Annotated in this window: 24 protein-coding genes; 23 read left to right on the plus strand and 1 reads right to left on the minus strand. The window is 42.5% G+C overall.

Translation table 11 applies throughout. From position 1 onward, the window contains the following. The first annotated feature begins 196 nt into the window (after positions 1-196). Together QNM18_RS25785 and QNM18_RS25790 are read left to right on the plus strand one after the other, a co-directional pair. Positions 197-985, plus strand: a complete 789-nt coding sequence (locus QNM18_RS25785) for a flagellin N-terminal helical domain-containing protein (protein ID WP_211010426.1) — start codon at positions 197-199, stop codon at positions 983-985. A 149-nt stretch (positions 986-1,134) separates the two neighbouring features. Then, positions 1,135-2,571, plus strand: coding sequence for a sigma-54 dependent transcriptional regulator (locus tag QNM18_RS25790; RefSeq protein WP_211010427.1), 1,437 nt, complete (start codon positions 1,135-1,137; stop codon positions 2,569-2,571). Between the two features lie 16 nt (positions 2,572-2,587). On the opposite strand, the gene QNM18_RS25795 is transcribed toward QNM18_RS25790, so the two are convergent. Further along, the gene (locus tag QNM18_RS25795; RefSeq protein ID WP_211010428.1) at positions 2,588-3,193 is read right to left on the minus strand and encodes a DNA-3-methyladenine glycosylase I; all 606 of its coding nucleotides are present in this window, start codon (positions 3,191-3,193) and stop codon (positions 2,588-2,590) included. A 149-nt stretch (positions 3,194-3,342) separates the two neighbouring features. Between QNM18_RS25795 and QNM18_RS25800 the strand changes: the two genes are divergently transcribed. The 21 genes from QNM18_RS25800 (at position 3,343) to QNM18_RS25900 (ending at position 26,923) form a co-directional block, all read left to right on the plus strand. Continuing rightward, positions 3,343-5,982 carry a leucine-rich repeat domain-containing protein gene (locus tag QNM18_RS25800; protein ID WP_284138823.1) on the plus strand — a complete coding sequence of 880 codons (2,640 nt, stop codon included), beginning with the start codon at positions 3,343-3,345 and terminating at the stop codon, positions 5,980-5,982. 236 nt (positions 5,983-6,218) lie between these two features. Next, positions 6,219-7,325, plus strand: a complete 1,107-nt coding sequence (locus QNM18_RS25805; protein ID WP_211010430.1) for a sensor histidine kinase — start codon at positions 6,219-6,221, stop codon at positions 7,323-7,325. Next, positions 7,322-8,731 (plus strand): sigma-54-dependent transcriptional regulator, encoded by a 1,410-nt coding sequence (locus QNM18_RS25810; RefSeq protein ID WP_211010431.1) that lies wholly within the window; start codon positions 7,322-7,324, stop codon positions 8,729-8,731. The genes QNM18_RS25805 and QNM18_RS25810 overlap by 4 nt, the downstream gene beginning before the upstream one ends. A 153-nt stretch (positions 8,732-8,884) precedes the next feature. Then, positions 8,885-9,220 carry a flagellar hook-basal body complex protein FliE gene (gene fliE / locus QNM18_RS25815; protein ID WP_023401799.1) on the plus strand — a complete coding sequence of 112 codons (336 nt, stop codon included), beginning with the start codon at positions 8,885-8,887 and terminating at the stop codon, positions 9,218-9,220. Between the two features lie 25 nt (positions 9,221-9,245). Continuing rightward, a complete protein-coding gene (gene fliF / locus QNM18_RS25820) occupies positions 9,246-10,964 on the plus strand; it encodes a flagellar basal-body MS-ring/collar protein FliF (protein ID WP_023401800.1) in 1,719 nt (572 codons plus the stop codon). After that, a complete protein-coding gene (fliG, locus tag QNM18_RS25825; RefSeq protein ID WP_023401801.1) occupies positions 10,957-11,997 on the plus strand; it encodes a flagellar motor switch protein FliG in 1,041 nt (346 codons plus the stop codon). Before fliF ends, fliG begins: the two co-directional genes overlap by 8 nt. A 3-nt stretch (positions 11,998-12,000) precedes the next feature. Then, positions 12,001-12,819 carry a flagellar assembly protein FliH gene (gene fliH, locus QNM18_RS25830; RefSeq protein ID WP_211010432.1) on the plus strand — a complete coding sequence of 273 codons (819 nt, stop codon included), beginning with the start codon at positions 12,001-12,003 and terminating at the stop codon, positions 12,817-12,819. A gap of 20 nt (positions 12,820-12,839) precedes the next feature. Beyond that, positions 12,840-14,183: a flagellar protein export ATPase FliI gene (gene fliI, locus QNM18_RS25835; RefSeq protein ID WP_211010433.1), complete on the plus strand. Its 1,344-nt coding sequence runs from the start codon at positions 12,840-12,842 to the stop codon at positions 14,181-14,183. Then, positions 14,183-14,629: a flagellar export protein FliJ gene (gene fliJ / locus QNM18_RS25840; protein ID WP_211010434.1), complete on the plus strand. Its 447-nt coding sequence runs from the start codon at positions 14,183-14,185 to the stop codon at positions 14,627-14,629. Before fliI ends, fliJ begins: the two co-directional genes overlap by 1 nt. A gap of 83 nt (positions 14,630-14,712) precedes the next feature. Further along, a complete protein-coding gene (locus tag QNM18_RS25845; protein ID WP_284138824.1) occupies positions 14,713-16,971 on the plus strand; it encodes a flagellar hook-length control protein FliK in 2,259 nt (752 codons plus the stop codon). Positions 16,972-17,017: 46 nt separating this feature from the next. Continuing rightward, a complete protein-coding gene (gene fliL, locus QNM18_RS25850) occupies positions 17,018-17,542 on the plus strand; it encodes a flagellar basal body-associated protein FliL (protein WP_284138825.1) in 525 nt (174 codons plus the stop codon). 9 nt (positions 17,543-17,551) lie between these two features. Beyond that, positions 17,552-18,646 carry a flagellar motor switch protein FliM gene (fliM, locus tag QNM18_RS25855; protein ID WP_023401807.1) on the plus strand — a complete coding sequence of 365 codons (1,095 nt, stop codon included), beginning with the start codon at positions 17,552-17,554 and terminating at the stop codon, positions 18,644-18,646. Between the two features lie 24 nt (positions 18,647-18,670). Beyond that, a complete protein-coding gene (gene fliN, locus QNM18_RS25860; protein WP_023401808.1) occupies positions 18,671-19,066 on the plus strand; it encodes a flagellar motor switch protein FliN in 396 nt (131 codons plus the stop codon). Positions 19,067-19,089: 23 nt separating this feature from the next. Next, positions 19,090-19,449 carry a flagellar biosynthetic protein FliO gene (fliO, locus tag QNM18_RS25865; protein ID WP_284138826.1) on the plus strand — a complete coding sequence of 120 codons (360 nt, stop codon included), beginning with the start codon at positions 19,090-19,092 and terminating at the stop codon, positions 19,447-19,449. Positions 19,450-19,454: 5 nt separating this feature from the next. After that, positions 19,455-20,198, plus strand: a complete 744-nt coding sequence (gene fliP, locus QNM18_RS25870; RefSeq protein ID WP_284138827.1) for a flagellar type III secretion system pore protein FliP — start codon at positions 19,455-19,457, stop codon at positions 20,196-20,198. A 1-nt stretch (position 20,199) separates the two neighbouring features. Next, positions 20,200-20,469, plus strand: a complete 270-nt coding sequence (fliQ, locus tag QNM18_RS25875; RefSeq protein ID WP_284138828.1) for a flagellar biosynthesis protein FliQ — start codon at positions 20,200-20,202, stop codon at positions 20,467-20,469. 1 nt (position 20,470) lies between these two features. Beyond that, on the plus strand, positions 20,471-21,250 hold the full coding sequence (fliR, locus tag QNM18_RS25880) for a flagellar biosynthetic protein FliR (RefSeq protein WP_023401812.1): 780 nt from the start codon (positions 20,471-20,473) through the stop codon (positions 21,248-21,250). A gap of 9 nt (positions 21,251-21,259) precedes the next feature. Beyond that, positions 21,260-22,390 (plus strand): flagellar biosynthesis protein FlhB, encoded by a 1,131-nt coding sequence (flhB, locus tag QNM18_RS25885; RefSeq protein WP_211010439.1) that lies wholly within the window; start codon positions 21,260-21,262, stop codon positions 22,388-22,390. A 58-nt stretch (positions 22,391-22,448) separates the two neighbouring features. Beyond that, entirely contained in the window at positions 22,449-24,548 is a 2,100-nt protein-coding gene (gene flhA, locus QNM18_RS25890) for a flagellar biosynthesis protein FlhA (RefSeq protein ID WP_211010440.1), read from the plus strand. Between the two features lie 22 nt (positions 24,549-24,570). Next, positions 24,571-26,070, plus strand: coding sequence for a flagellar biosynthesis protein FlhF (gene flhF, locus QNM18_RS25895; RefSeq protein ID WP_211010441.1), 1,500 nt, complete (start codon positions 24,571-24,573; stop codon positions 26,068-26,070). Continuing rightward, complete coding sequence (locus QNM18_RS25900; protein WP_023401816.1) at positions 26,063-26,923, plus strand: MinD/ParA family ATP-binding protein; 861 nt, start codon at positions 26,063-26,065, stop codon at positions 26,921-26,923. Before flhF ends, QNM18_RS25900 begins: the two co-directional genes overlap by 8 nt. Positions 26,924-26,925 lie beyond the last annotated feature (2 nt).

A 26,925-nucleotide genomic window follows, 5' to 3' on the forward strand; every position in this document is an offset into this window, starting at 1 on the left:
CTTTACACTATGGAAAAAAGTATTAGGTAAAGATTTTGCCCCTGCATCCTAAAAAAAGTGATTACTCAATACTTTATATCACTTTTTTATTTTTTGCAGTATTTAACAGGGACTGAGTAGTGAATTTTAAGCTATAGGTGACTTTTTGCACTAATAGGCGTAGACTGGAACAATGGGTATTGCGGAGGAAGGTGTCATGCAAGTCAATTCACCGAGTAACTCTTTCTTTAACCGGATTGAGCAAACGAATAATAAATTAAACCAGCAACTAGCGACGGGTAAAAAGGTAAACTCAGCGGCTGATGATGCAGCAGCGCTGCAGATTATTAATCGTTTAACCTCACAACAAGAGGGATATAACCAATCTATCCGAAATGCGTATGACGGCATATCATATTCTCAAACTGCCGACTCTGCATTGTCTGGTGTGAATGATGCTGTCAGCCGGATCAGGGAGTTATCTCTGCAAGCTGGTAGTGGTGCTTTAACCGACAGTGATAGACAAGCTCTGCAGGATGAAGTGTCGCAGCTGCAAACACAAATTACAGAGACCTTTGAAAATACAACATTTGGTGGCGATCCACTATTTGATGGACAACAAGCTAGTTTTCAGGTTGGTCCGGATGCAAATACAACGCAAAGTTTTACGCCAACTGATGGAACTGTCGCCGCAGGTATCTTAAGTGTTGATATTTCTACTCAAGCGGGTGCTCAAGCAGCCATTACCGCCGCAGATCAAGTTGCAAAAGACGTTAATACACAACGCTCACAATTGGGAGCCTTTGAAAATACGTTGGACAGCACGATTCGAGGTTTAGGTAACCAAAGTGACAGAATTGCTGAAAGTCAAAGTCGCATAGCTGACACGGATTTTGCACAAGCTGCTGCTGAAAGAACTGCAAACGATATTTTGTCTCAGGCATCTATTGCACTTCGAGGCCAAGCTAACCAGTCTGCGTCGTCAGTACTTGGCCTACTCCAGTAAAAATTAATACTATTGTATTGATTTGAAACATACCCCGTGGCATTTATTTGGCGTTTACGTCAATAAAATGCCACTTAGGTATTGCATCCCTTTTATACTCCCTTACAATCATACCCATAGACTTATAAAAACTCTCGGATCCAGTCCAAATGATACTGATCATCGATAACAACAATAATCGCGCCTCTGGACTAGCAGCTGCACTATCATTTTGTGGACAACCTGCTCGAGTCGTGGTTGAATCAGAGTTCTCCCCCGAGTTGGTTAAAAAATATCAAGAATGTAAAGTTGTATTAGGTGCACTCGAAGGATTGGATCATGAGCGCCATATAAAAAGTTTGCCTGCTCAACCTTTTATCCTAGTAGGTGAAACTCTCAGGCCTTTATTGTCTCTTGCAAATGTGATTGGTTTAATCAGTGAACCGTTTAGTCATGATGTGACAATGCAGTTACTTCACGACTGTCAGCAATATTTGAGTTTGCTACCAGGCCAAACAAACCAAGGCAGAGATGCAAAGTCTTTTGATGGCCTAGTTGGTGATACCGAAGCGGTTAAGGATGTGCGCTTTTTAATTTCACAAGTTGCCAAAACCGATGCTAACGTTTTGATTTTAGGTGAGTCTGGTACAGGTAAAGAAGTGGTGGCACGCAATGTTCATTTGCTTTCAAATCGCTCTTCAGGCCCATTTGTACCGGTCAACTGTGGTGCCATTCCCGGTGAATTACTAGAAAGTGAATTGTTTGGTCACGAGAAAGGCGCATTTACAGGTGCGATTTCTGCTCGAAAAGGTCGCTTTGAGCTAGCCCAAAATGGTACGCTTTTCCTTGATGAAATTGGTGATATGCCACTGCAAATGCAGGTTAAGTTACTGCGCGTGCTTCAAGAGCGAAGCTATGAGCGCGTCGGTGGTACTAAACCTATTCAAGCAAATGTGCGAGTTATCGCTGCTACACATAGAAATCTTGAACATATGATTGAAGAAGGGAAATTTCGTGAGGATCTCTTCTATCGTTTAAATGTTTTCCCAATTGAAAACCCATCTTTGAGCCAACGAGTAGACGACATCCCCTTGTTGCTTAAAGAGCTTTTGCGAAGAGTGACAGAGCAAGGCAATAAAGCTGTTAAGTTTACAGATCGAGCGGTAGAAAGCCTTAAATCCCATGCGTGGCCGGGCAATATTCGCGAATTGGCTAACTTGGTAGAACGTATGGCCATTATGTTTCCAGATAAGCTGGTGGATGTCACTGACTTACCCTCAAAATACCGTTATATTGAAGTAGAAGCATTTGAACCTGAATACCCAGAAGAGCTGATGGAGAAAGATGCATTCAATGAGCTTTTCAGCGAGGGCTTTAGCGACTTTGAAGAAGAAGATGTGGATGTGGCACCTGAACAACCCATGCTCGGTCTTTTGCCTGACGAGGGAATTGAACTGAAAGACTACTTGGCTGAATTGGAAGTAAGTCTGATCACACAAGCGCTCGAGCGATATGACTATGTCGTGGCACGTGCTGCTGAAATTTTGGGTGTGAGGCGTACGACTTTGGTCGAAAAAATGAAAAAGTACAACCTTAATAGGGACTAAAGCTGTACTTTAGGCGCTAGTTTAGCTTACTGGCTAAGTCTAGCGTCGCCAACTTATCAACTAACGGTTGTTTTCTATGGCAGTCGTTGTCGTGATCATTGACCATGCCACATGCCTGCATATGTGCATATACAGTAGTAGGACCTAAAAACTTAAACCCCTTCTTTTTTAAATCCTTTGCAAATCGAATACTTATTTCACTGGTAGCTGGATAATCTGCTTTGCTTTTGATGTCATTCACTATGGGAGTGAAATCGACAAACTCCCATTGATATTTGGCAAAGCTTCCGTAGGCTTGTTGTACTTCAATGAAGCGCTTCGCATTGTTTATGGTGGCCACTATTTTTGCTCTATTTCGAACAATACCTGGGTTTTGCATCAAGCGCTCAACATCCCCCTCGTTCATATCTGCCACCAATTGAACATTGAAATTATGAAATGCGTCTCTATAGTGCGCACGCTTCTTTAAAATCGTATACCAGCTTAACCCAGCTTGAGCAGACTCAAGGGTGATAAACTCAAATAATTTATTGTCATCCCATATGGGGTCGCCCCACTCATCATCATGATAGGCCACATAGTCAGGTTTGCTCTCATCGAGCCATAGGCATCTTTTACACATATTTCGTCCGGGGAAACGTTATACATTCTCTATCAATATTTTAACTGATGCTTTCACAATTCATAGAGTATCTAGGTAAATACATTGTTTCTCATTTGTTTTTTTTTTAAATTTGGTGTTGCTGTAACTAATTTGGGTATATAATTTCAGTGTTTAAGAATTGTTTATTTCACAAAGGTTATAAAATGAAGAACTATTTAATAGTCCTGCTTGCAGCGGCACTGGCTGCATGTGGTGGGGGCGGCGGTAGCGATAGTCCAAGTACACCAAGTACCGCAAACCAAGGAACAGATAATAAAGCTGATCCGGTTGAAGTTACTGCGCAGTTAGATAGCAGCTATGTTGAATTACAAACATATAAAGTGACTTATAGCGTATTGGGTGATGAAAAAGGGATGAGCGAGCTCACTGCCTCAGTTTCGATACCTGAGATTGCATATTTCGAGCAGGTGTCAGTTGACACTGCGGGCAAAGTGTTATCCTTTTCAATCCCTGAGTTAGTGCATGATTCTGATGCAAGTTTATCGGTGTCATGGGTCACAGGAGAATCTGGCAGCAAAGTCCAACGTTCGCTAGACCTACCCTTTATAGCCAAAGACAATGGCTTGAAGCTCTCTGAGATGTTTAAAATTAAGGATACTGCTTTAGCTTCTTGCGTTGATAATTATTTATATTCGTCAGATGTAATCGAATTACATTGTTCTAATGTTACATCATTGGAAGGTATTGAGAATGTGGTTGAGCTAACCTCTCTTTATCTTGGAAATAGCGAATTAACGGGTGGTATTAAATTATTAGGGCCTGAAAAACTCAAACACTTTGAGGTTTCGAATGATACGGCTATACCCGTTGGTACATTGGATTTATCTATGGTCCCCAAATTAGATACCGTTAAACTCTCAAATATTGACCTTTCTGAATTAATCCTCGCTGACAATACTTTATTGATGGACATCAAAATATCTGGCGGAAAGTTGAAGAGTGTAGACCTTAGCAAAGCAAGTCACATACAGGTAGTTGTGTTAAAGTTGAGTTCACTGACAGAGCTAATACTACCAGACTCATCACCTTTAAAATATTTGGGGGTGCCAGGTTGTATATTAACTCAAGGGTGTGAAGGATGGTTAACCGCTTTAGATTTAAAGAATAACAATGAATTACAAGCAATACATCTTCCCGAGCAAAAATTGAAAACGATTGATTTAAGCAAGCAAGGTAAGTTAAAAACTATAGATTTAAAAAACGCGCCACTTGAGCATATAGATTTCAGTAGCAATAAAAAGATAGAGTCGATTAACATAGGTGCTTTATACGACCGCCCGGTAGAAGTCAGTGGGTTAACGAATAAACCTAACCTTGTTTATTTAGATGCGTCACATTCACAGCTAACATCCATTGACCTAACTGGGACTCACAATATTGAAATTATTCATTTAAATAATAACTTTTTGACTGAACTTTCATTGTCACACTTAGTTAAGCTTGAAAAACTCAAAGTTGATGATAATAAAATATCTGAGATTGATCTATCAAAGAATACTGAATTAACCGTTTTATGGGCATCAAATAATAAAATATCTGAGATTGATCTATCAAAGAATACTGAATTAACCACTTTAGGGGCATCAAATAATAAAATAAGTCAACTTGATTTGTCCGCACAAGTTGATTCATTATATCGAATTTCTTTAAATTCAAACCCGCTTGTTGCGTTAAGGGTGAATGAAAATAATAAGATTGCAAATCTTGATTTATCCGAAACTAGTCTAACTGAATTTCAAGGAAGTAATTTTAAGGCGCTCGTGAGTTTGAGCATCTCTGGAGGCCGTATAGAGAGTTTAGATTTTTCTCAAGCGCCAGACCTACGCGATATTAGGGCGAATGATATTGGCTTAAAAACTATTAATTTATCCAATAACAAAAACTTGGAAGCTGTTTATCTACAACTCAATGAATTGGTAGAGTTAGATTTATCAGGAGCTGATAGATTGGAGATTGTGGATGTTTTGTTTAATCAAATTGCGTCGTTAAAGTTTGGTAATGTGAGTTCAATCATCGAAATCAATGCTGTGCTAAACCAACTATCCACAATTGATTTAAACGGTGCTGATAACCTTGAAAAACTTTCCTTAGGTAATAATAATTTACAATCTTGGAATACACAATTACCTGATATTACATATCTAGATTTATCATACAATTCAATAACAAGTTATTCGACTGGTATTAGCGAGTTTCTCGAGCATGTCAATTTATCAGGAAATGATATTTCTTCACTAGAGATAACTGGTGCTCATTATTTAAAGGAGTTGTATATTGATAAAAACCCGCTATTGGAGTTAAACATTGACACCCAATCACAGCAAGCTTTGGAAGTGCTTAATCTTTCAAATAGTAAGTTAACAAGCCTTGCTCAATTTAATGCTCCAAGGTTGGTGAGACTAGGTGCAAAAAACAGCAATGTACGCAGTGTAAATTTGCATAACTTCCCCAGTGTTGAATCAATTGAATTGTCAAATACACAGTTAAGCAGTATTGAAATACCAGCAAGTAATCAAATTAAGTCAATTGATATTGATGGTACATTTGTGACTCAGGTTGACTTTAAGAACTTATCCAATCTAGATTATTTTTATGGCCGCTCCTCTTTTATGAATGATGTAACAAATATCGATGGGGTCAATAATAAAGAAGCGTATATTTTTTTATATGATAGTCCTTTATCCCTTGACACTAGAGCCTACTTGACGGAAATGGTAGCCCAAGGATACACCAATATTAGTTATTAAATTGACCCAAAAAAGGGCTGACAGAGTTCAGCCCTTTTATTGTTTTCTCCCCCCCCATCTCTTCTAGAGCCCTCTTTAATATCACTCATCAAATGTGGCACATGAATTGACTAAATAAAGCTGTGTCAAAGTTTTGTCTGCCCACAGGCTTGGTTTAAGTTGTTGTAATAGTTAGGAAATAAAGTTGGCACATCATTTGCTTTGGTCTTGTTAGGAAGATTCATGAGAGTAGTGTCATGGCGTTAGCGAAAGTGATAAATCCACAATTTGTGCCAGAAAACCAATTTAACCCTTGCTTACTGCAAGAGGCGTATATTGGTGAGCTGAGCGATTTGCGGCAGCAGGCAAGTTGGTTGAGCCATTTGGTTGACACTATGCCCGCTGGCATAGTTGTATTAGATGGGCAAGGCATGATTGCCAAAGCAAACCAGATAGCCAAAGATATGCTTGGTGAACCGCTTGAGGGCGAAAAATGGTTCAACATCATTCAGCGTTCTTTTAGTCCGCAACAAGATGATGGTCATGAGGTATCACTGCGTGACGGCCGTTTGATCAAACTTGAGATCACAGCCCTAACGCCAGAGCCAGGCCAACTGATTTTAATGACAGACTTGACTGAAACGCGACGTTTGCAGGCGCGTGTTGCCCATATGCAACGCTTAAGTGCATTGGGCAAGATGGTTGCATCACTTGCGCATCAAGTCCGTACACCGCTTTCAGCCGCTATGCTTTACGGCGCGAACCTAGGCAGTGAAAACTTGCCTGCTAAATCCCGCGAAAAGTTTCATAACAAATTAATGTCGCGTCTGAAAGACCTCGAAAATCAAGTTAACGACATGCTGTTATTTGCCAAAAGTGGTGAGCAACAAGTGATTGAGCAGGTCTCTATGCAACAGTTACTCAATGAAGTAAAAGCGGGATCTGATGCCATGTTATCGCTCAATAATGCAGAGCTAGAGGTTATTTTACCTGATCCAGATATAGAAATTATCGGCAATAAAACCGCACTTGCTAGCGCTATTCAGAATCTTATTCACAACAGTGTGCAGGTTATTGGTTCCGGTGCTCAAATTACCTTGAGTGCGGTGAGAGACGAAGCAGACCTTGTGCGGATCTCTGTGTGTGACAACGGCCCGGGTGTGGATATGACGGTTGCCGATAAACTATTTGAACCATTTTTTACTACCAAATCACAGGGTACTGGGTTGGGGTTAGCAGTTGTTAGCTCAGTAGCCAATTCGCATAAAGGGCGCGTTGAAGTGAACAACGCGCAAGACGGAGGAGCATGCTTCAGTATGCTATTACCCATTTCTCAACATACTCAACTTCAGGAGGTTGTATGAGCAATAAAATTCTAGTCGTTGAAGATGACGCAGGTTTACGTGAAGCACTTTTGGATACTCTAGAGCTCGCTGGTATTGATTGTGTTGAGGCTGATAGCGCTGAGCAAGCAATGATATTGCTAAAACAGCAGAGCTTCTCACTGGTTGTCAGTGATGTTCAAATGGGTCAGATGAGCGGTATTGACCTGCTCAAAAGTATTAAACTGAACTTTCCAAATTTACCAGTATTGATGATGACGGCATATGCAACCATTGATGATGCTGTTGAAGCAATGCGCTTGGGTGCCATTGATTACATGGCTAAGCCATTTGCGCCAGAGGTGCTACTCAATATGGTTAGCCGTTATATGCCGGAGAAAGAGAAAGAAACGGATGGGCCAATTGTTGCAGATGAAAAAAGTTTGCAGCTTTTGAATCTCGCCAAAAAAGTGGCGTTGTCAGATGCCAGTGTCATGGTGTTGGGTCCAAGTGGCTCAGGTAAAGAAGTTTTGGCACGTTATATCCATGACAACTCTGAGCGAAAGAGCGAACCTTTTGTTGCAATTAACTGTGCTGCAATACCTGAAAACATGCTTGAGGCAACATTATTCGGGTATGAAAAAGGTGCCTTTACCGGCGCGATTCAAGCATGTCCAGGTAAATTTGAGCAAGCGCAAAAGGGGACTATTTTACTTGACGAAATCACTGAAATGGATCTTGGTCTGCAAGCTAAGCTGCTCCGTGTATTACAAGAGCGTGAAGTTGAAAGGCTAGGTGGTAGGAAAACCATTGAATTGGATGTCAGAGTTTTGGCAACCAGTAACCGAGATTTAAAAGATGCGGTTGCAGAAGGCAAATTCCGTGAAGATTTATACTATCGCCTGAATGTATTTCCGTTAACATGGCTACCATTGAAAGACAGAGCCGCAGATATTGTGCCTTTGGCGATGCATTTAATGGATAGACATTGTCAGAAGTCCAACCAGCCGACACCTCAGCTTACTGTGGCTGCTCAGCAAAAATTATTGCAACATGCATGGCCGGGTAATGTTAGGGAACTCGATAACGTAGTTCAGCGTGCCCTTATTCTACAACAAGGCAATGAAGTATCTGATGCGGATGTTTTTATTGAAAATTTGATTCCCATTGAAGCTTCAGGAGAAACTATCCTCAACCCCAATCCAGTGGAATTGGATGCATCTCCTTTTAAAGTAGAGCCTGTTGAAGAGCAAAACCATACAACACCAGTAGATAGCCTGAGCTACAAAGAAGAGCTCCAAGACAAGGAGCATCAAATTATTCTGGATACATTAACGCGTTGTAACGGTAAGCGTAAGGACGTAGCGGAAATACTCGGGATAAGCCCCAGAACGCTGAGATATAAGCTAGCTAAAATGCGAGATTTAGGATTACCAGTTCCAGCCTAATTTATATAAAGCAACCAGTTATCAACTGGTTGCTTTATAACCTGTCAAAATATTGCCCCTCCAAATTAACTTGTAACCTTTTGAAATTAAAGGGTTAAAAGTTGGCATGATTAGTGCTTTATCCAGTGTAAGAGTATTTACAGGGTGAGCGACATGAAAATTCAAAACACCAGTCTATATCAAGAAATGCAATCTATGGCAGCGCAAGCGGGCCGAGTTCAACCACAGGCGAAGCCGCCTATTCAAGAAAGTGCTGCTACGTCAACGGCGCAGTTTGGTGACGTGCTGCAAAATGCATTGAATACAGTGGCCGGTTTGCAAAGAGATGCAAAAGAAAAAGTGACTGCGGTTGAGATGGGAGATCGCAGTGTCTCTTTGGCAGAGGCGATGATTGCAAAAAATAAATCATCGGTCGCTTTTGAAGCAACTGTACAAGTTCGTAATAAACTTGTAGAAGCTTACAAAGATATCATGAGCATGCCGGTATAATTGAAGAGATGATTGGAGAGTAACTGTGGCTACGAATCAAACGACAGATTTAGCACTTTCAGACAACCAAGCAGGTGCTGTAGCTGAAGGCGCAGACACCCAGCAAGAGCAAAAGTCTGGCTATTTTAGCGCTTTGAGCGGCGTTGATATGCTACGTCAAGTTACGCTCGTCATCGCACTGGCAATTTGCTTGGCAATCGCTGTTTTCATCATCATTTGGGCGCGTCAGCCAGATATGCGTCCGCTGGGTCAATATCCCACTGATGAATTGGTGCAAACCCTAGACTTTTTAGACGCGCAAAAAATTGAGTATGACCTTGAAGGCAATACCATCATGGTTGCCGAGTCAGATTACCAAAACATCAAATTAAAAATGGCGCGAGATGGATTTTCACAATCACCTTCGTCAGGCGCAGATATCTTAATGCAGGATATGGGCTTTGGTGTGAGTCAGCGTCTTGAAAGAGAGCGACTAAAGCATAGCCGAGAGCAGCAGCTAGCTCGCACAATTGAAGAGTTGCAAGACATCAATCGTGCAAAAGTATTGTTGGCAATACCAAAAGAGAATGTATTTGCTCGCAGAGAGAAAAAGCCTTCAGCGACTGTGGTATTAACAATGAAACGCGGCCGCACGCTAGATGGTGAAGAGGTTGACTCAATTGTAGATATCGTCGCGTCCGCAGTACAAGGCTTGGAGCCATCACGTGTCACCGTGACAGACCAAAATGGTCGACTACTCAACTCAGGTTCTCAAGATTCATTGGCTGCACGCTCACGCAAAGAGTATGAAATTGAACGCAAACGTGAATCTGAATATTTATCTAAAATAGACAGCATTATGATCCCGGTTGTTGGGCTGGGCAATTTCACAGCGCAAGTTGACTTGACTATGGACTTCAGTGCGGTTGAAGAAACGCAAAAACGCTTTAACCCTGACTTACCCGCAGTGCGCAGTGAAACCACTTTTGAAGAGAGTAACATTGGTGGGATCACCGCAGGTATCCCAGGTGCGTTGAGTAATCAGCCACCGATGGACTCGAATATTCCTGAAGTAGCAGGTGCTGGTGGCAGCGGCAAAGGTACTACACCGAGTCGTTCGCAAAAAGAGGCGACGCGCAACTACGAGCTGGATACAACGATTTCTCATAAGCGTCAACAAACTGGCGTGATCCGTCGGATCAGCGTCTCCGTTGCAGTTGATTATGTTGCAAAAGCGGATGCAGAAGGCAATGTTTCCATGGTGCCCCGCGCTCAAGAAGAATTAAATAACATTCGTCGTTTACTGCAAGGTGGTGTTGGTTTCGATATGCAGCGTGGTGATGCACTAGAGGTTGTTACTGTCCCATTTGTACGTGAAGATATTCTAGAGGCATCAGAGCAACCACTGTGGGAACAAGAGTGGTTTATGAAGGTTGCCCGTTTAGCGGCAGGTGCTTTGGTTATCATTGTATTGATAATGGCAGTAGTTCGCCCTATGCTGAAAAGACTTATTTACCCAGATGATACACTTGAGGACTACGATGAGGATGCACTTACTGCTGGTGTAGACTTAGGAGATAGTACTTTAGATATGTTAAGTAATGACTTTGATGAATCAGCTGTTGGCTTCTCCTCGGATGGTACATTACAATTGCCAGACTTACATGGAGATGAAGATCTATTGAAAGCGGTTCGTGCATTGGTAGCAAATGAACCAGAGCTTTCTTCACAAGTGGTCAAAGCGTGGTTAACTGAAGATGAGTGATGAAGAACAAAAACAACTGCCCCCAACATTCGATGTTGAGAAGTTAGATGGTGTCGACAAGGCAGCCATCTTGCTTCTGAGCCTAACAGAGGAGGATGCGGCGCAAATCTTAAAGCACTTAGAGCCTAAGCAAGTGCAAAAAGTCGGTATGGCTATGGCCGCGATAGATGACCTGTCGCAATCTAAAATTAGTGCGGTACATAATCTGTTCATCGAACAAATTCAAAGCTTTAGTACCATAGGTTTCCAATCAGAAGACTTCATTAAAAAGGCATTAACAGCCGCACTGGGTGAAGATAAGGCTGCGAGCTTAATTGACCAAATTGTCATGGGCTCAGGCGCGAAGGGTTTAGATTCATTGAAATGGATGGACTCTAAGCAGGTTGCGAATATCATTCGAAATGAGCACCCTCAGATCCAAACTATCGTCTTGTCGTATTTAGAGCCGGAGCAATCTGCGGAAATTTTGTCGCAGTTTACTGAGAAAGTACGACTTGATTTAACAATGCGTATTGCAAACTTAGAAGAAGTTCAACCAGCTGCATTGCAAGAGTTAAACGAAATTATGGAGAAACAGTTTGCGGGGCAAGCAGGTGCACAGGCTGCGAAGATGGGTGGCTTGAAAGCGGCTGCTGACATCATGAACTACCTTGATACGAATGTGGAAGGTCAGTTAATGGATTCTATCCGTGAGCATGATGAAGAAATGTCGCAGCAGATCCAAGACCTTATGTTCGTGTTTGAAAACTTAATGGATGTTGAAGATAGAGGTATTCAGGCAATATTACGCGAAGTACAGCAGGATGTGTTAATGAAGGCCATTAAAGGCGCTGATGACTCCTTGAAAGACAAGATCCTTAGCAATATGTCGAAGCGTGCTGCAGAAATGATGGCTGATGACCTTGAAGCAATGCCACCTGTACGTATTAGTGAAGTAGAAGCGGCACAAAAAGAAATATTGGCAACAGCAAGACGTTTGGCTGACTCTGGAGAGATCATGCTTGGCGGCGGTGGCGGTGAGGAGTTCTTATAAACCATGTCTGAACCAAAGTTACAACGCGGCAGACCAGTGCAAGGTGATGCAGTCGATGCACTATTGGAGCACTTAGAAGATTGGCCCATTCCTGATGTGAAAGAGGACCTGAGTGGCTTATCGGGCCGATCAACAGCGATGGGCACACCCCTAGAAGAGCTATATACCAAAACCGAGCGCAATGTTGAACCAGAAGCAGTCGAGCCAGAAATCCCCACTCTGACGCTCGAAGAACTAGAGCAGATCCGCCAAGATGCCTACGATGAGGGCCTCAAACAGGGTCATGAACAAGGATATATAGAGGGCTTTGAAAAAGGCGCCAAAGAAGGAAACGAAGCAGGCCAGAAAGAAGGGCTTGAGATCGGTAAACAACAAGGCCTCGAAGATGCTAAGCCTTTGGTGGAAGAAAGGCTACACACGTTATCATTACTGATCGAAAAGATGCATGATCCACTTAAGCAAGTTGATGAGGCGTGTGAAAAGCAATTGATAGAACTTGTCAGTTTATTGACACAACAAATTACTTTTCATGAAGTTAAAGCCAATCCAAATTTAATTCTTCAAGCTTTGAAAAAAGGCTTGGATGCACTGCCAATTGCTGAGGTGCAGTTAAAAGTACATCTTCATCCAGAAGACTTGGCGCTAGTTGAAGAGGCGTACGGCGCAGAAATGATACAAAAGCAGCAATGGCAACTGATCCCTGAGCCAACATTTGACCGTGGAGGGTGTGAAATAAAATCACCTATCTCTTCTATTGATTTAACAATAAAAACACGCCTGACTGAAATATTGGAAAAGTTTTTGCATGATAGCGGTATCTAAGAATAACCGCATCATGTGTCATGTCAGATCTTGAATCACAAAGTCAATCGTTTGCGCAACGTTTAAATAAGTATCAAAAACATATCCATCCTTTCGGTGTTGCCGTTGCGGGGAGCCTAACACGTGTTGTTGGGCTGACGCTCGAAGCGAAAGGCTTAAATGCAGCAGTAGGCAGTCAGTGCAAAATTGAAACGATCAATGGCTTTGTTGATGCTGAAGTCATCGGTTTTAATAATGATGTTTTGTATCTTATGCCAAATGATCGTATATCAGGCGTCTTACCTGGCGCACGAGTTATTCCTCAAGTTAAAGAAGCTGGCTTGCCTGTTGGCATGGGGCTATTGGGCCGTGTTGTGGATGGCTTAGGCAGACCTTTAGATGGGTTAGGCGCTATTCAAGCTGACACACGACTGAAATTTGCACAGGCCCCCATAAACCCTCTTGCCAGAAGACCAATTAAAGAGCCAATGGACGTGGGTGTTAGAGCGATAAATTCCATCATCACAGTTGGACAGGGGCAGCGGATGGGGCTGTTTGCTGGTAGTGGTGTGGGTAAATCGGTATTACTTGGCATGATGACACGAGGCAGTGAAGCAGATGTCATCGTGGTAGGCCTCGTCGGAGAGCGTGGACGAGAAGTCAAAGAGTTTATAGATGACATATTGGGCGCTGAAGGTCGCCGTCGTTCTGTCGTTGTCGCCGCACCAGCAGATGCATCTCCTTTGATGAGGTTAAAAGGCTGTGAAAGTGCAGTCACCATTGCTGAGTATTTTAGAGATCAAGGACTAAACGTTTTATTACTTTTAGATTCGGTAACACGCTATGCAATGGCACAGCGTGAAATAGCATTGGCTGTTGGTGAGCCGCCTGCAACAAAGGGCTATCCACCTTCTGTATTTGCCAAGTTACCGGCTCTGGTTGAGCGAGCGGGCAACGGTGGTGAAGGACAGGGGTCAATTACAGCATTTTTTACTGTGCTCAGTGAGGGGGATGATATGCAAGATCCAATTGCAGACTCCGCACGGGCAATTCTTGACGGTCACATAGTGCTATCTAGAGAGCTGGCCGATAGTGGACACTATCCCGCGATTGACATTGAAAAGTCCATTAGTCGTGTTATGCCTCAAGTTGTTTCAGATACGCATATGCAGCAAGCAAGAGTACTAAAACAGGTCTATTCAATGTACCAACAGAACAAAGACATGATCACCCTAGGGGCATACCAAAAAGGGAGTGATCCCATGTTAGATCAAGCGATAGCGATGATGCCGACTGTAAATGGGTTCCTGCAACAAGGTATGAAAGATGTACTTAACTATGATGAGTGCTTACAAGGCTTATCACAAATACTAGGACAAGGTTAATGGCTGCAGATAAATTATCTTTGTTACATAAGCTTGAAACAGATAAAGAAGACTCACTGAGAATTAATTTTGTACAAGCCGAAAATAGCCTCAATGAGAATCAGCAGAAGCTCAAAGGGTTAAATGATTTTCGCTTGGAATATACACAACAACTGCATACAAAGGCACAGCAGGGGCTAAGTAGTAGCGGGTTTACTCAATATCATAGCTTCATAAATAAAATTGAAGAAGCGATCAAACAACAAGCAAATACGGTTGCAACTGCAAAGCGAGTTGTCGAGCAGCGAAGAAAGCTGTGGTTAACTCAACAGGCAAAAGTAAAGGCGATTGCTAAGTTGATTGAGAAAAAACAAGATGAAAAACAAAGATTAGAAGCAAAGGCAGAGCAAAAAATGCTCGACGAATTTGCGACCAACATATTTATGCGCAACAAACTGCTCAATTAGTGGCTTGAAAATTGCATTTTTTGGAAATAATAGTATTTGAAGTAGGCAAGCGGTTTTAAATTGCCACATGAAAAGGTGAGAGTATGGCTAATGTTTCACTAGATGTAGGTTTGAACAAAACAGTTTCACCTCAACATCGACAGACTGAAGAAAGTCAAGATGATCAGAAGTTTATGGCCATTATGGCGCAGGCGAATGAGCAGGAGCAGGGGCAGGGGCAAGAAAAAAAGACCAGTACTGACAATGAAGGAAGCAAAGAGGTTTTACGCGGGTTTTTCACGACAAAAAACGAAGAAAGTAGTGAAGAGCAGCAGGTCAATAGTGTCGATAATCCCAACCACATCGGTCCAGATGAACGCCTTAAACTAGATGATTCACACTTGCCAAAACCAAAAAATGGCCCTGATGTCATATTGCAAGTTGAAAAGTCAGTGGGAGAGCAAAACCAATCAAAGTCGACTAGCCCTGATAGTTTGTTATCTCAAATTACTGCATCAAATAACCAAAAAACAGATGTTGAACACCACCTTGGTGCACTGCCAAAATCTATGCAGGAACATGCCGGAAAGGTTGAAATTATTGCACCTGACATAATAGCGAAAGAGACTAAAAAAGGTCCAATTGATTTAATTGGCCCGATAGTTAAGCAAGGAGAAGAGCCGCAAGTTGAAACGGATAGTGTCAAGGTGAGCGATAAAAGTGGCTTAGAAGAGAATCAGACTGCAAAAACGAAACATACTCAAGTAGAAGCCTTCAAAGCAACAGATCCAGGTCCAAGATATTCTGAAGGCCCAATTATTGATTCAAAGGCGCCATCCGACGCTATTGTAAGCCAAACGAATAACGACCAGCTTGAACGCAGCAGAAACTTTAATTCCAAAGTAGAAGCATTTGACGGTGAAATTAAGCCGAGAGAATGGTTTTTACATAATAAAAATGCTGCAAGCCAAGAAGTGACAGCCCAGCAGCAAGCTGATGTAAAAGCGACCCAAGTGCCCCAAAGTGAAGAGAAGCCAATTGTAGCTCCGAGCGTTAAAAGCGAGTCTACAGAGCATCTAACACAGCCAGTTAAGCAACCTAAAGTTGGCCCTCAAGCTGAAACAACTCAGTTGGCAGCCGATATTAAAAAAGCCTTGTTACAAGCCCGCGAACCAATATCTACATCGAATTCTACACAACAGGCAGATGAGCTACCTGTTGCTGTGAATACTGATAAGAGCACAGAGGCTAGCGTTACGCAGCGCATCCCCACTGACATGAGTAACAAGTCCATGTCTGATTTAAAAGCCATGGTCGAACAACTGACCCCCCAAGAGAAAAAACATTTAGAAGTGACGCTCAAAGAAAGTATTAATAGCGATAAAGCAGCTGATCCCCAAGTTAAGCGAATTGAAAGTACGCTGTATGAAATGGTAACCGGCAAACCCGCAAGAGAAGCTAGCAAGGGAGAAGTTGGGGCAGCACAGACTCAAAACGTTGCAGTTGTAGAGCAAAAGCCAGACAAGGTGGCTGAAAATCCTTCTAAGTTGGATAGCTTGGTTAGCGATGCCAAAACACCTCAAACTGCTAAACCAGAAGTAACGTATAACTCAACAAAAGTTGTGTCAGCCAAAGAAACAACTACCGCAGAGGCACCTAAACAAAACGTTGAGGTCGCTCCAAGTGATGAGTCTCAGGAGATGACTTCTGATACAGATAGTGAACAGTCGCAAAATTCGGGTAGCAACCAGCGCCAAACAGCGAGCGCCAATGTGGAAAATATCTTTAAAGCTATCCGCACTCTAGGTACAGAGCAAATACAGAGCAAAGAAGAGTTTGAGCAAGTGATCCATCAGGTTGAGCAGTCCCGTCAGAGTCAGCAAACTGTTCAGCAACAAGCGACGGCTCAAGCCAAACTGCAGGCTGATCCGGCTGTAACACAAGCGTTGAATCTTGCTAGAAATGATGCCGCAAAAATGTTGCAAGACAAAGTTAACATGATGATTAACTTGAACAATAAAGAGGCTGAAATACGTCTTGACCCGGCTGAACTGGGCAGTATGCAAATCCGTATCCGCTCAGATGCAGAACAGGCACAAATAAATTTTGTGGTACAAAACCAACAAGCAAAAGAGTTGTTGGAAGAATCCATGCCTAAACTGAGAGAAATGTTAGAAGAACAAGGGATTGAGTTAGGAGAAAGTAATATTCAGCAGCAGTCTGAAGGCAACGGTGACAACGAAGGGAATGAGCAAAATGGTCATGGAAAACTTGCTAATGAAGGCAGTGAAGCGCAAAATAATAAAGAACAATCAGTGACTAGCAGAAAACAAAGTGATTCGGCGATAGATTACTATGCTTAACAACTGCTATTATTAAAAAAGATTATTGAGTTATAGAAGCGCGCATATGGCAGAAGAAACCGATTTAGAAATAGAAGAAACGGGTGGGTCGAAGAAGAAACTTATCATCATCATTGCTGCTGCGGTAGTTATTTTAGGTGGTGTAGCAGCCTTTTTCTTGTTGTCTGGTGGTGACGAAGAAGAAGCTTCGTTAGAAGAAGAAGCAACCGCTGTACAGGAAGACTTAAGCGAGCAAAACTCAGCTGAAATGGGTAGCGCACTATATGTTGCAATGCCAAGACCTTTCGTATTCAACGTGCCAGGAGCGAGCAGAGACAGAATTGTGCAAATTAAAGTGCAACTCTTGGTACGCGGAGACGTCAATGAAGAGGTAGCCAAGAAGCATATCCCGCTTATCGAGGGCACTTTATTGAGTGTATTTTCGACGACTACCGCAGATGAACTAAGTACAAGTGCAGGCAAAGAGACGTTGCGCTTGACAGCATTGGACAAGGTGCAAGCTGCAATGGAAGGCGTTGAGGGCAGCAAAGTGATAGAGCGAGTGCTGTTTACTGGTTTTGTAATGCAGTAGGACTAAATTGTGAGTGACTTATTATCGCAAGACGAAATCGATGCGCTACTTCATGGCGTTGATGAAGTTGAAGAAGATGAAGTATCCACAGGTGAAGAGGGCGAGGATGCAAATGCCTTGCAATACGACTTCTCATCGCAAGACCGCATTGTTCGTGGTCGGATGCCGACGCTTGAAATTGTGAATGAACGTTTTGCGAGACACATGCGGATCAGTTTGTTCAATATGATGAGACGCACCGCTGAAGTGTCAATCAATGGCGTCCAAATGCTTAAGTTTGGTGAGTATATTCATACTCTATTTGTACCTACTAGTTTGAATATGGTGCGGTTTCGTCCACTCAAAGGAACCGGTCTTATCACTATGGAAGCGCGACTGGTTTTCATATTGGTGGACAACTTCTTTGGAGGTGACGGACGTTACCATGCCAAAATTGAAGGACGAGAGTTTACGCCGACAGAGCGCCGTATTGTTCAAATGCTGCTCAAGATCATCTTTGAAGATTATAAAGAAGCTTGGGCACCTGTCATGGATGTGTCATTTGAATATTTGGATTCAGAGGTTAACCCCGCGATGGCGAATATCGTTTCGCCTACCGAAGTAGTCGTTATTAGCTCATTTCATATAGAACTAGATGGAGGGGGTGGAGACTTTCATATTTCTCTTCCTTACTCGATGCTAGAACCAATAAGGGAATTACTGGACGCAGGTGTACAGTCGGATACAGAAGACACAGACCTTCGTTGGAGTAAGGCGCTTCGCGATGAAATAATGGACGTTGAAGTCGAAATGTCAACACAGTTGTTAGAAGTCGACTTGTCACTGCAACAAATTATGGATTTAAAAGCAGGAGACATTATTCCTGTGGAGATGCCAGAACATATTACTGTTTTTGTCGAAGAACTGCCTACATTTAGAGCAAAAATGGGGCGTTCCAGAGACAATGTTGCTTTACAAATAAGTGAAAAAATCAAACGTCCAGAGTCTGTTAAATCAGAGCTTCACGTATTTACCAAAGGTGGTAAAAAGCTCGATTCGGATGCGGAATTGGCGGAATTAGAAGAAGATCTGCACCTGTCTGAAGGTGTAGACCTTGACTGGTGATCAAGTTTTTAAGGTAGTTAGTGCATGAGTGATGATCAAGATACAATGGACGAATGGGCGGCAGCACTTGCTGAAGCAGAAGATGCTGATCAAGGGGATGCTGAAGTAGCCGAGCTTGAAGAGCTTGAAGAAAGCAACGCCAACCTAAGTGTTGATGAAAAAAGAAAGTTAGACACGATTTTAGATATTCCTGTTACCATTTCGATGGAGGTAGGTCGTTCTAAAATAAACATACGTAACCTGTTACAATTAAACCAAGGCTCGGTAGTTGAGTTGGATAGGGTTGCAGGTGAGCCGTTAGATGTACTCGTCAATGGTACTTTGATAGCTCACGGTGAAGTAGTGGTAGTAAACGATAAGTTTGGTATTCGTCTAACTGATGTCATTAGCCAAGTAGAGCGTATTAAAAAGCTCAGGTAATATATTAAAAAATGACTTGGATAATGTTTACAAATGCGGCTGCCGTATCGCAGCCACAAGGGACAAGCTTGGAAATAGTGACAGTGATGTTTTCGCTGGCTGTTATTGTTGTGCTAATCGTTGGCTTAGCTTGGTTGGTGAAGCGGATAAACCCTAATGTGGGTAACAATCAAGATTTTAAAGTGATCCGAAGCATGCCTTTAGGGACTCGTGAAAGGCTGCTTGTAATAGAAATTGATGACAAACAACATTTACTCGGTGTAACTCCCCAAAATATCAACTACTTATATCAATTGGAAACTCCTTTAAGTGAAAATCAAACGGCCCCTTTTGTCAAAGAGCTTAGTCGTTTTATGAATCAACCCATAAAAAAAACAAAGTGAATATCATGCTTCGATTGCTAATTTTACTTGTATTAACTGTATTTATTCCACAAGTAAGCGCTAATGATGGTATCGAAGCGCTGAGTGTGACGACCAACCCTGACGGGTCTCAAGAGTATTCTGTAACACTTCAAGTGTTAGCCATCATGACGGCGTTTAGTTTTATACCTGCCGCATTGATAATGATGACATCATTTACCCGGATCATCGTGGTGCTGGCGATATTACGTCAGGCAATAGGCTTACAGCAGTCACCGTCAAATCAAATTTTGGTTGGTATGTCATTGTTTTTGACATTTTTCATTATGGCGCCCATTTTCAGCCAAATATATGATGAAGCAGTGCAGCCATACATCAATGAAGAAATGACGTCGGTACAAGCTTTGCATGCAGCAAAAGAGCCAATGAAGGAATTTATGCTTTCGCAAACGCGGATAAAAGATCTGGAGACTTTTGCCAAAATAGCGGGTTATGAGAAGTTGGACAGCCCAGAAGATACGCCATTTATCGTCATTATACCGGCCTTTGTAACTAGCGAACTGCAAACCGCTTTTATAATTGGGTTTATGTTTTTCATTCCATTCCTAATTGTTGACTTGGTTGTCGCCAGTGTTTTGATGGCAATGGGTATGATGATGTTATCGCCCATGATTGTCTCTTTACCATTTAAGATTATGCTTTTTGTCTTAGTTGACGGCTGGTCCTTGGTTATGGGGACATTGGCACGAAGTTTCGGCTTAGGAGTGTAAGATGGAACCGGAAATATTTGTAGATATTTTAAGTGACTCACTGTTTGTCGTTATCAAATTAGTTTCCGCGATTGTGCTTCCCGGCTTGATGGTTGGTCTTGTGGTGTCTGTGTTTCAAGCCGCCACATCAATCAATGAGCAAACCCTAAGCTTTTTACCAAAACTCATCATTACTCTGGTTGCCTTAATCGCAGGGGGGCACTGGATGACTCAAGAGCTGATGGATTTCTTTAAATTAATGGTGATGCGTATCCCTGAAATAGCAGGCTAGGATGGAGTTTTTATTCTCAGACATAATGCAGGGGTTAAGTGATTACTTGATCCCGTTCATTCGCATTAGTTCAATGATCATGGTCATGGCAGGTTTAGGTGCACAGAGTGTTTCAAAGCGCATAAAAATTTGTTTATCTATGGTGGTGACCTTAGCTGTTGCTCCTGCGATACCGCAATCTCAGTTTACCGATTTATTTTCGTTTCAGATGATACTGGTGGTTATCCAAGAGATGATTGTTGGGGTAGCGATTGGTTTTGCTTCGCTACTGTTATTAAACACCTTTATTCTTGCCGGTCAAGTTCTGGCGATGCAAACTGGTCTGGGTTTCGCATCCGTTGTTGACCCATCAAATGGTTTAAGTGTGCCAGCCGTAGGCCAGTTTTATTTGATCCTAGCAACACTGTTATTTTTTGTATTCAACGGTCATTTGATGATGATCCAAATGATTGTGTTTAGCTTTCAGTCGTGGCCCATCGGAGGAGACTGGTGGCATGTTGATAATTATTATGACATTGCTAACTGGGGCTCTTGGCTGTTCGCAACGGCTTTATCTCTTTCGTTGGCACCTTTAACGGCGATGTTAGTGATAAATTTGGCCTTTGGCATTATGACGCGTGCAGCACCACAAATGAATATTTTCTCTGTTGGCTTTGCGTTTACCCTAGTCGCTGGACTAATGATTATTTGGGCGACATTGGGCAACTTTACTATGCAGTACGAGTTTCAGTGGCTTAAAATGACTGAGCTGATGTGTAATTTAATTGGCTGTACGGTGTAGGAGAGTAAGATGGCTGAAGATTCAGGTCAAGAACGTACCGAAGAACCCACGGCGAAAAAGATCAGTGATGCTAGAAAAAAGGGTCAAGTCGCTCGTTCTAAGGAGTTGGGGACGACGTTTGTACTTATTTTCTCTGCGGTCGCACTTATTTTATATGGGGCCGATATCGCTAAAGGCCTTTATAACATCATGGGCCGCATGCTCACTCTCAATCGCAACGAAACATATGATACAACCAAGATGTTTGCTGTTTGGGGTGATGCATTCTCCGAACTTTTCTTCCCTATGTCGATGTTTGTCTTGATTATTCTTGTCGCCGGTGTAATTGGTAATACATTGCTTGGCGGCTTTAACTTTAGCTGGGAAGCTGCCTCTCCAAAGCCAAGTAAAATGTCACCGATGAAAGGGATCAAACGTATGTTTGGTCCGCAAGCCGCCGTGGAGCTGTTTAAATCTATTTTAAAGTTTGTACTGGTTGCTGGGTTTGCTATCTTATTCATCAAGTGGATGTTTTACGACATCTTGCATCTGAGCATTGAATCAGTCCCTGGAAGTGTTATTCATTCACTGGAAATTTTGTCTTGGTTGTTCCTCGCCCTCAGTTGCACCATGATCATAATTTCTGCCATTGATGCACCTTATCAAAGTTATAACCACAACAAGCAATTGAAGATGACATTGCAAGAAGTGAAAGATGAGTATAAAAATTCAGAAGGTGATCCTCAAATTAAAGCGCGTATTCGGAGAACACAACGAGAAATGTCACAGCGACGCATGATGCAAGATGTACCTGATGCAGATGTTGTTGTTACAAACCCCACACACTACTCAGTAGCACTGAAATATGACACGGAAAAAGCTGGTGCACCTATGGTTATAGCCAAAGGGGTCGATGAGCTAGCAATGCAGATCCGAAAGGTTGCTAAAGGTAATGAGGTGCCGATTGTCGAATCTCCTGTGTTGACGCGCTCTTTATACCACACCACAGAGGTGGGTGACCAAATACCTGATCAGTTATTTACAGCGGTGGCACAAGTGCTCGCTTATGTATTCCAGCTGAAAAAATTCAATAAAGGTCGTGGTCGCAGGCCTAACGAACTGAGTAAAGACTTACCTATTCCTGATAGCTTGAAACACTAATAGTTGGAACGAACTTTGCTTTAACTTATCTGCGTCAATAAATTGAAGTTGATAAGTTATGGATTTTAAAGCGGTTCTACAACAAATTAATCGAGACAAAAAAGAATATGCGAAGGGGATAGGTACACCGTTACTGGTTCTTGCTGCGTTAGGTATGGTGATATTACCCATGCCTCCGTTTTTGTTAGATATCTTATTTTCATTCAATATTGCATTGGCACTGGTCGTATTATTAGTAACGGTATATACGCTAAAACCCCTTGAGTTTGGTATGTTCCCGGCAGTGCTTCTTATTGCGACAATTATGAGACTGGCACTGAATGTTGCCAGTACCCGAGTAGTGCTTCTCGAAGGTCACAACGGTGGTGATGCAGCTGGTAAAGTGATTGAAGCATTTGGCTCTGTTGTAATTGGCGGTAACTATGCCGTTGGTTTAGTCGTCTTCCTAATTCTGATCATAATTAACTTTGTAGTAATCACCAAAGGTGCGGGACGTATTTCAGAAGTATCAGCGCGTTTCACACTAGACGCAATGCCAGGTAAACAGATGGCAATAGACGCCGACCTGAACGCCGGTTTCATTTCTGCTGAAGACGCACGTACTCGCCGTGATGAAGTGACAAGAGAAGCGGACTTTTATGGTTCGATGGACGGTGCCAGCAAATTTGTAAAAGGTGATGCAATCGCAGGCATTGTGATACTTGCGATCAATATTATTGGTGGCCTATTTGTCGGCATGGTACAGCATGACCTTACTTTTGGCAGAGCGATGGAGGTGTATACGTTACTGACGATTGGTGATGGCCTTGTTGCACAATTACCATCACTGCTGTTGTCAATTGGCACTGCAATCGTTGTGACACGTCAAAATGAATCTCACAACATGGGTGAGCAGGTAACACAGCAATTAGGCAATGAAAAGTCTCTATATATTGCCTCTGGTATCCTCATTGTAATGGGCTTAGTACCGGGCATGCCACATGTTGCATTCTTAGGTTTGGGGAGCTTAATCGGTGGTTTAGCATATTACTCAAAGCAGCACAAAGCAAAGGCAGCTGCAGAACAAGCAGAGCAAGAAGCTAAAGGCACACAAGTTGCCAATAAGCAGCAAGATCAAAAAGAGCTTGGATGGGACGATGTTCAACCAGTTGACGTGATTGGCTTAGAAGTGGGTTATAGACTTATACCACTTGTCGATCAGGCCCAAGGTGGTGAATTACTCAGCCGCATAAAAGGTGTGCGTAAAAAGTTATCACAAGAGCTAGGCTTTCTCGTCCCTCCTGTTCACATTCGTGACAATTTAGAACTAGACCCGAACGCTTATAAGATCACGCTAATGGGCGTTGGGTCTGGCGATGGTGAACTAAAACATGGTGATGAACTCGCGATTAACCCAGGTCAGGTATTTGGACCAATTCAAGGTGTCGCAACAAAAGATCCAGCTTTTGGGTTGGATGCAGTTTGGATTAAACCCGACCAAAAAGATGAAGCTCATTCTTTAGGTTATACGGTTGTTGATGCAGCTACTGTGGTTGCAACACACATTAGTCAGTTATTGACCAATAATGCTTCTTTATTGTTAGGTCATGAAGAAGTTCAAAACTTATTAGATATGTTGGCGAAAAGCCACCCTAGATTAGTTGAAGGGTTAGTTCCTGATGTACTACCACTGACAACGATTGTAAAAGTACTGCAAAATTTACTCAATGAAGGGGTCGCAATTCGAGATATGAGATCAATTGTGCAGACCTTAGTTGAATATGGTCCTCGAAGCCAAGACCCTGATGTACTAACGGCTGCAGTGCGAATCTCACTACGCAGACTCATAGTTCAAGATGCTGTTGGCAATGCTGATGAGATACCTGTCATAACATTGGCGCCCGAGTTGGAACAGATGTTGCATCAGTCACTTCAGAACGCAGGTGATGAGGGGGCAGGCATAGAGCCAGGACTTGCAGAGCGACTTCAAGGTTCATTGAGAGAAGCGCATCAAACGCAAGAAATGCTAGGCGAGCCGTCCATCTTATTAACCTCAGGTATGTTAAGAAGTGTTTTATCTCGATTTGTCAAACATACGATCCCTGGATTAAGAGTGATGTCTTACCAGGAAGTACCAGACGAGAGACAAATCAAGATTATTAGCTCTGTAGGGCAATAATAGAGGAACGAGGTGCTGAGTTATGAAGATTAAAAGATTTTTTGCAAAAGATATGCGTACTGCTTTGAAAGAAGTAAAAGATGAATTAGGTGCAGACGCGGTGATCATGTCAAACAAAAAGCTTGCTGATGGCGTAGAAATCGTCGCTGCAATTGACAACGACCGCGTAGCGCCGCAGTCACAGGCTGCTCCTGTGGAGACTCGTCCTGAGCCTGCGCCAGCAGCCGTACAAAAGCCAACGTATAGTCAGCCAGCAAGAGTGGTTAAGCCTCAAACTCGTCGTCCTCAAGCTCAGCCTCAGGCTCAAGTGGCTGATAGCCTAGAAGCGCTCCTAGAGCGTCAAGCTCCAAAACCTCGTTCACCTGAGCTTGCTTCTATGTTTTCGCATTCAGGGATAGACACAGATGACTTGTTTCAACCTCAACAAGCACAGAGACCTGAATTCAATCAAACTCAGCAAGCGCAGCCCATCAGTGCTCGTCAACGTCCTGTAAAAGAAGCCGACCCTATTTCTTCAGACTGGGGTTTTGACGATGATTTAGATTCAGAGCTGGATCCGCTACAAACAGCAACAGCAGCCGCTCCGCAAGATGAAATGAGCTCGATGCGTGATGAAATGAATGCGATACGTCAATTACTTGAATATCAGCTTTCTGGTTTAATGAAACAAGAAATGGAACGACGTGATCCGACTAGAGCTTGTTTAGTAGACCGCCTTCAAGGTATGGGAATTAGTTCTGATGTCGCTGAGCAAATGGCCTGTTTTATCCCTGACGATGTATCGAGAAAAGAAGCGTGGAATGCACTTTTAAATATGGTTGTAAATCAAATGCACACAACCAACAACGATATTCTTCGTCAAGGTGGTGTGTATGCGATGGTTGGACCAACTGGAGTTGGTAAGACGACGACGGTTGCAAAGCTTGCAGCGCTAGGCGCTCAAAAATATGGTGCTGATAAAGTTGCTTTAATTACTACTGATACATATCGAATTGGTGCTTACGAGCAGTTGGCAACTTATGGTAGAATCATTGGCTGTCCGGTAAAGCAAGTTAAAGATGCTAATGAATTAGCAGAAGTTCTTTATCATTTACGAAATAAACGACTAGTATTAATAGATACTGCGGGCATGAGTCAAAGAGACTTGCGTTTAACTGAACAACTTAATACATTGATGCGTAGTTCAAGAGTTGATATTCGTAGCTACTTAGTATTAAGTGCAACATCGCAAATGCATGTTTTGCAAGAAACTGTCAATCACTTTAAAAAAGTAAATTTAAGCGGTTGCATTTTTACAAAACTTGATGAATGTCTAAGTTTAGGTGAGATTATTAGTATTGCGATTCAAAATCGTTTGCCAATAGGGTATCTTACCAACGGACAGCGAGTGCCAGAAGACATTCGTGTAGCAAATGCTCAAAAATTAGTTAAAAAGGCTGAGCAATTGTATTTAAAAAGAACAAAAGCACAACATTCACGACGTGAAGCAGTGGCGTCCCAGACAGTAGGAATGTATGATTAATACAGTTTTAGATCAAGCAAGTGGCCTGCGTAAAATGAATCAAAAAAGTAACCACGGAGTAAAAGTAATAGCAGTAACTGGTGGTAAAGGAGGAGTCGGTAAGACCAATGTTTCATTGAATACTGCGATTGCGTTAGGACAACAAGGCCATAGAGTATTAGTTTTAGATGCTGACCTTGGATTAGCAAATTGTGACGTAATGCTAGGGTTACGTGTTGAGCGCAACCTGTCTCATGTGCTATCCGGCGAATGTGAATTAGATGAGATTTTAGTAGAAGGGCCTGCTGGTATAAGAATTGTACCTGCTACTTCAGGTTCTCAAAATATGGTTGAATTAAGCCCAGCAGAACATGCCGGTCTTATTCGAGCATTCAGTGAATTAAGTAACGATTTTGATGTTCTGATTGTCGATACGGCTGCTGGTATTTCAGATATGGTACTCAGTTTTTCAAGAGCAGCTCAAGACGTCATGGTTGTAGTTTGTGATGAGCCAACGTCAATCACAGATGCTTATGCACTGATAAAAGTATTAAGCCGAGAGCACGGAGTTTACAAATTTAAAATCGTCGCGAATATGGTGAGAAGCCTTCGTGAAGGTCAGGAACTCTTTGCAAAGCTCTCGAAAGTAACGGATAGGTTTTTAGATGTAGCGCTTGAACTCGTTGCAACAATACCTTTCGACGAAAATATGCGAAAGTCTTCGCGTCGTCAAAAAACGATCGTGGAACTCTACCCTAATTCCCCAGCTGCAGTTGCATTTAGGGGATTGGCAAGTAAAGCAGTGAAATGGCCTGTACCTCACCAGCCTTCAGGTCACTTAGAGTTTTTCATTGAGCAACTAGTTAACGGGTAATT

The organism is Pseudoalteromonas obscura (assembly GCF_030135505.1).
Taxonomy (GTDB): Bacteria; Pseudomonadota; Gammaproteobacteria; order Enterobacterales; family Alteromonadaceae; genus Pseudoalteromonas; species Pseudoalteromonas obscura.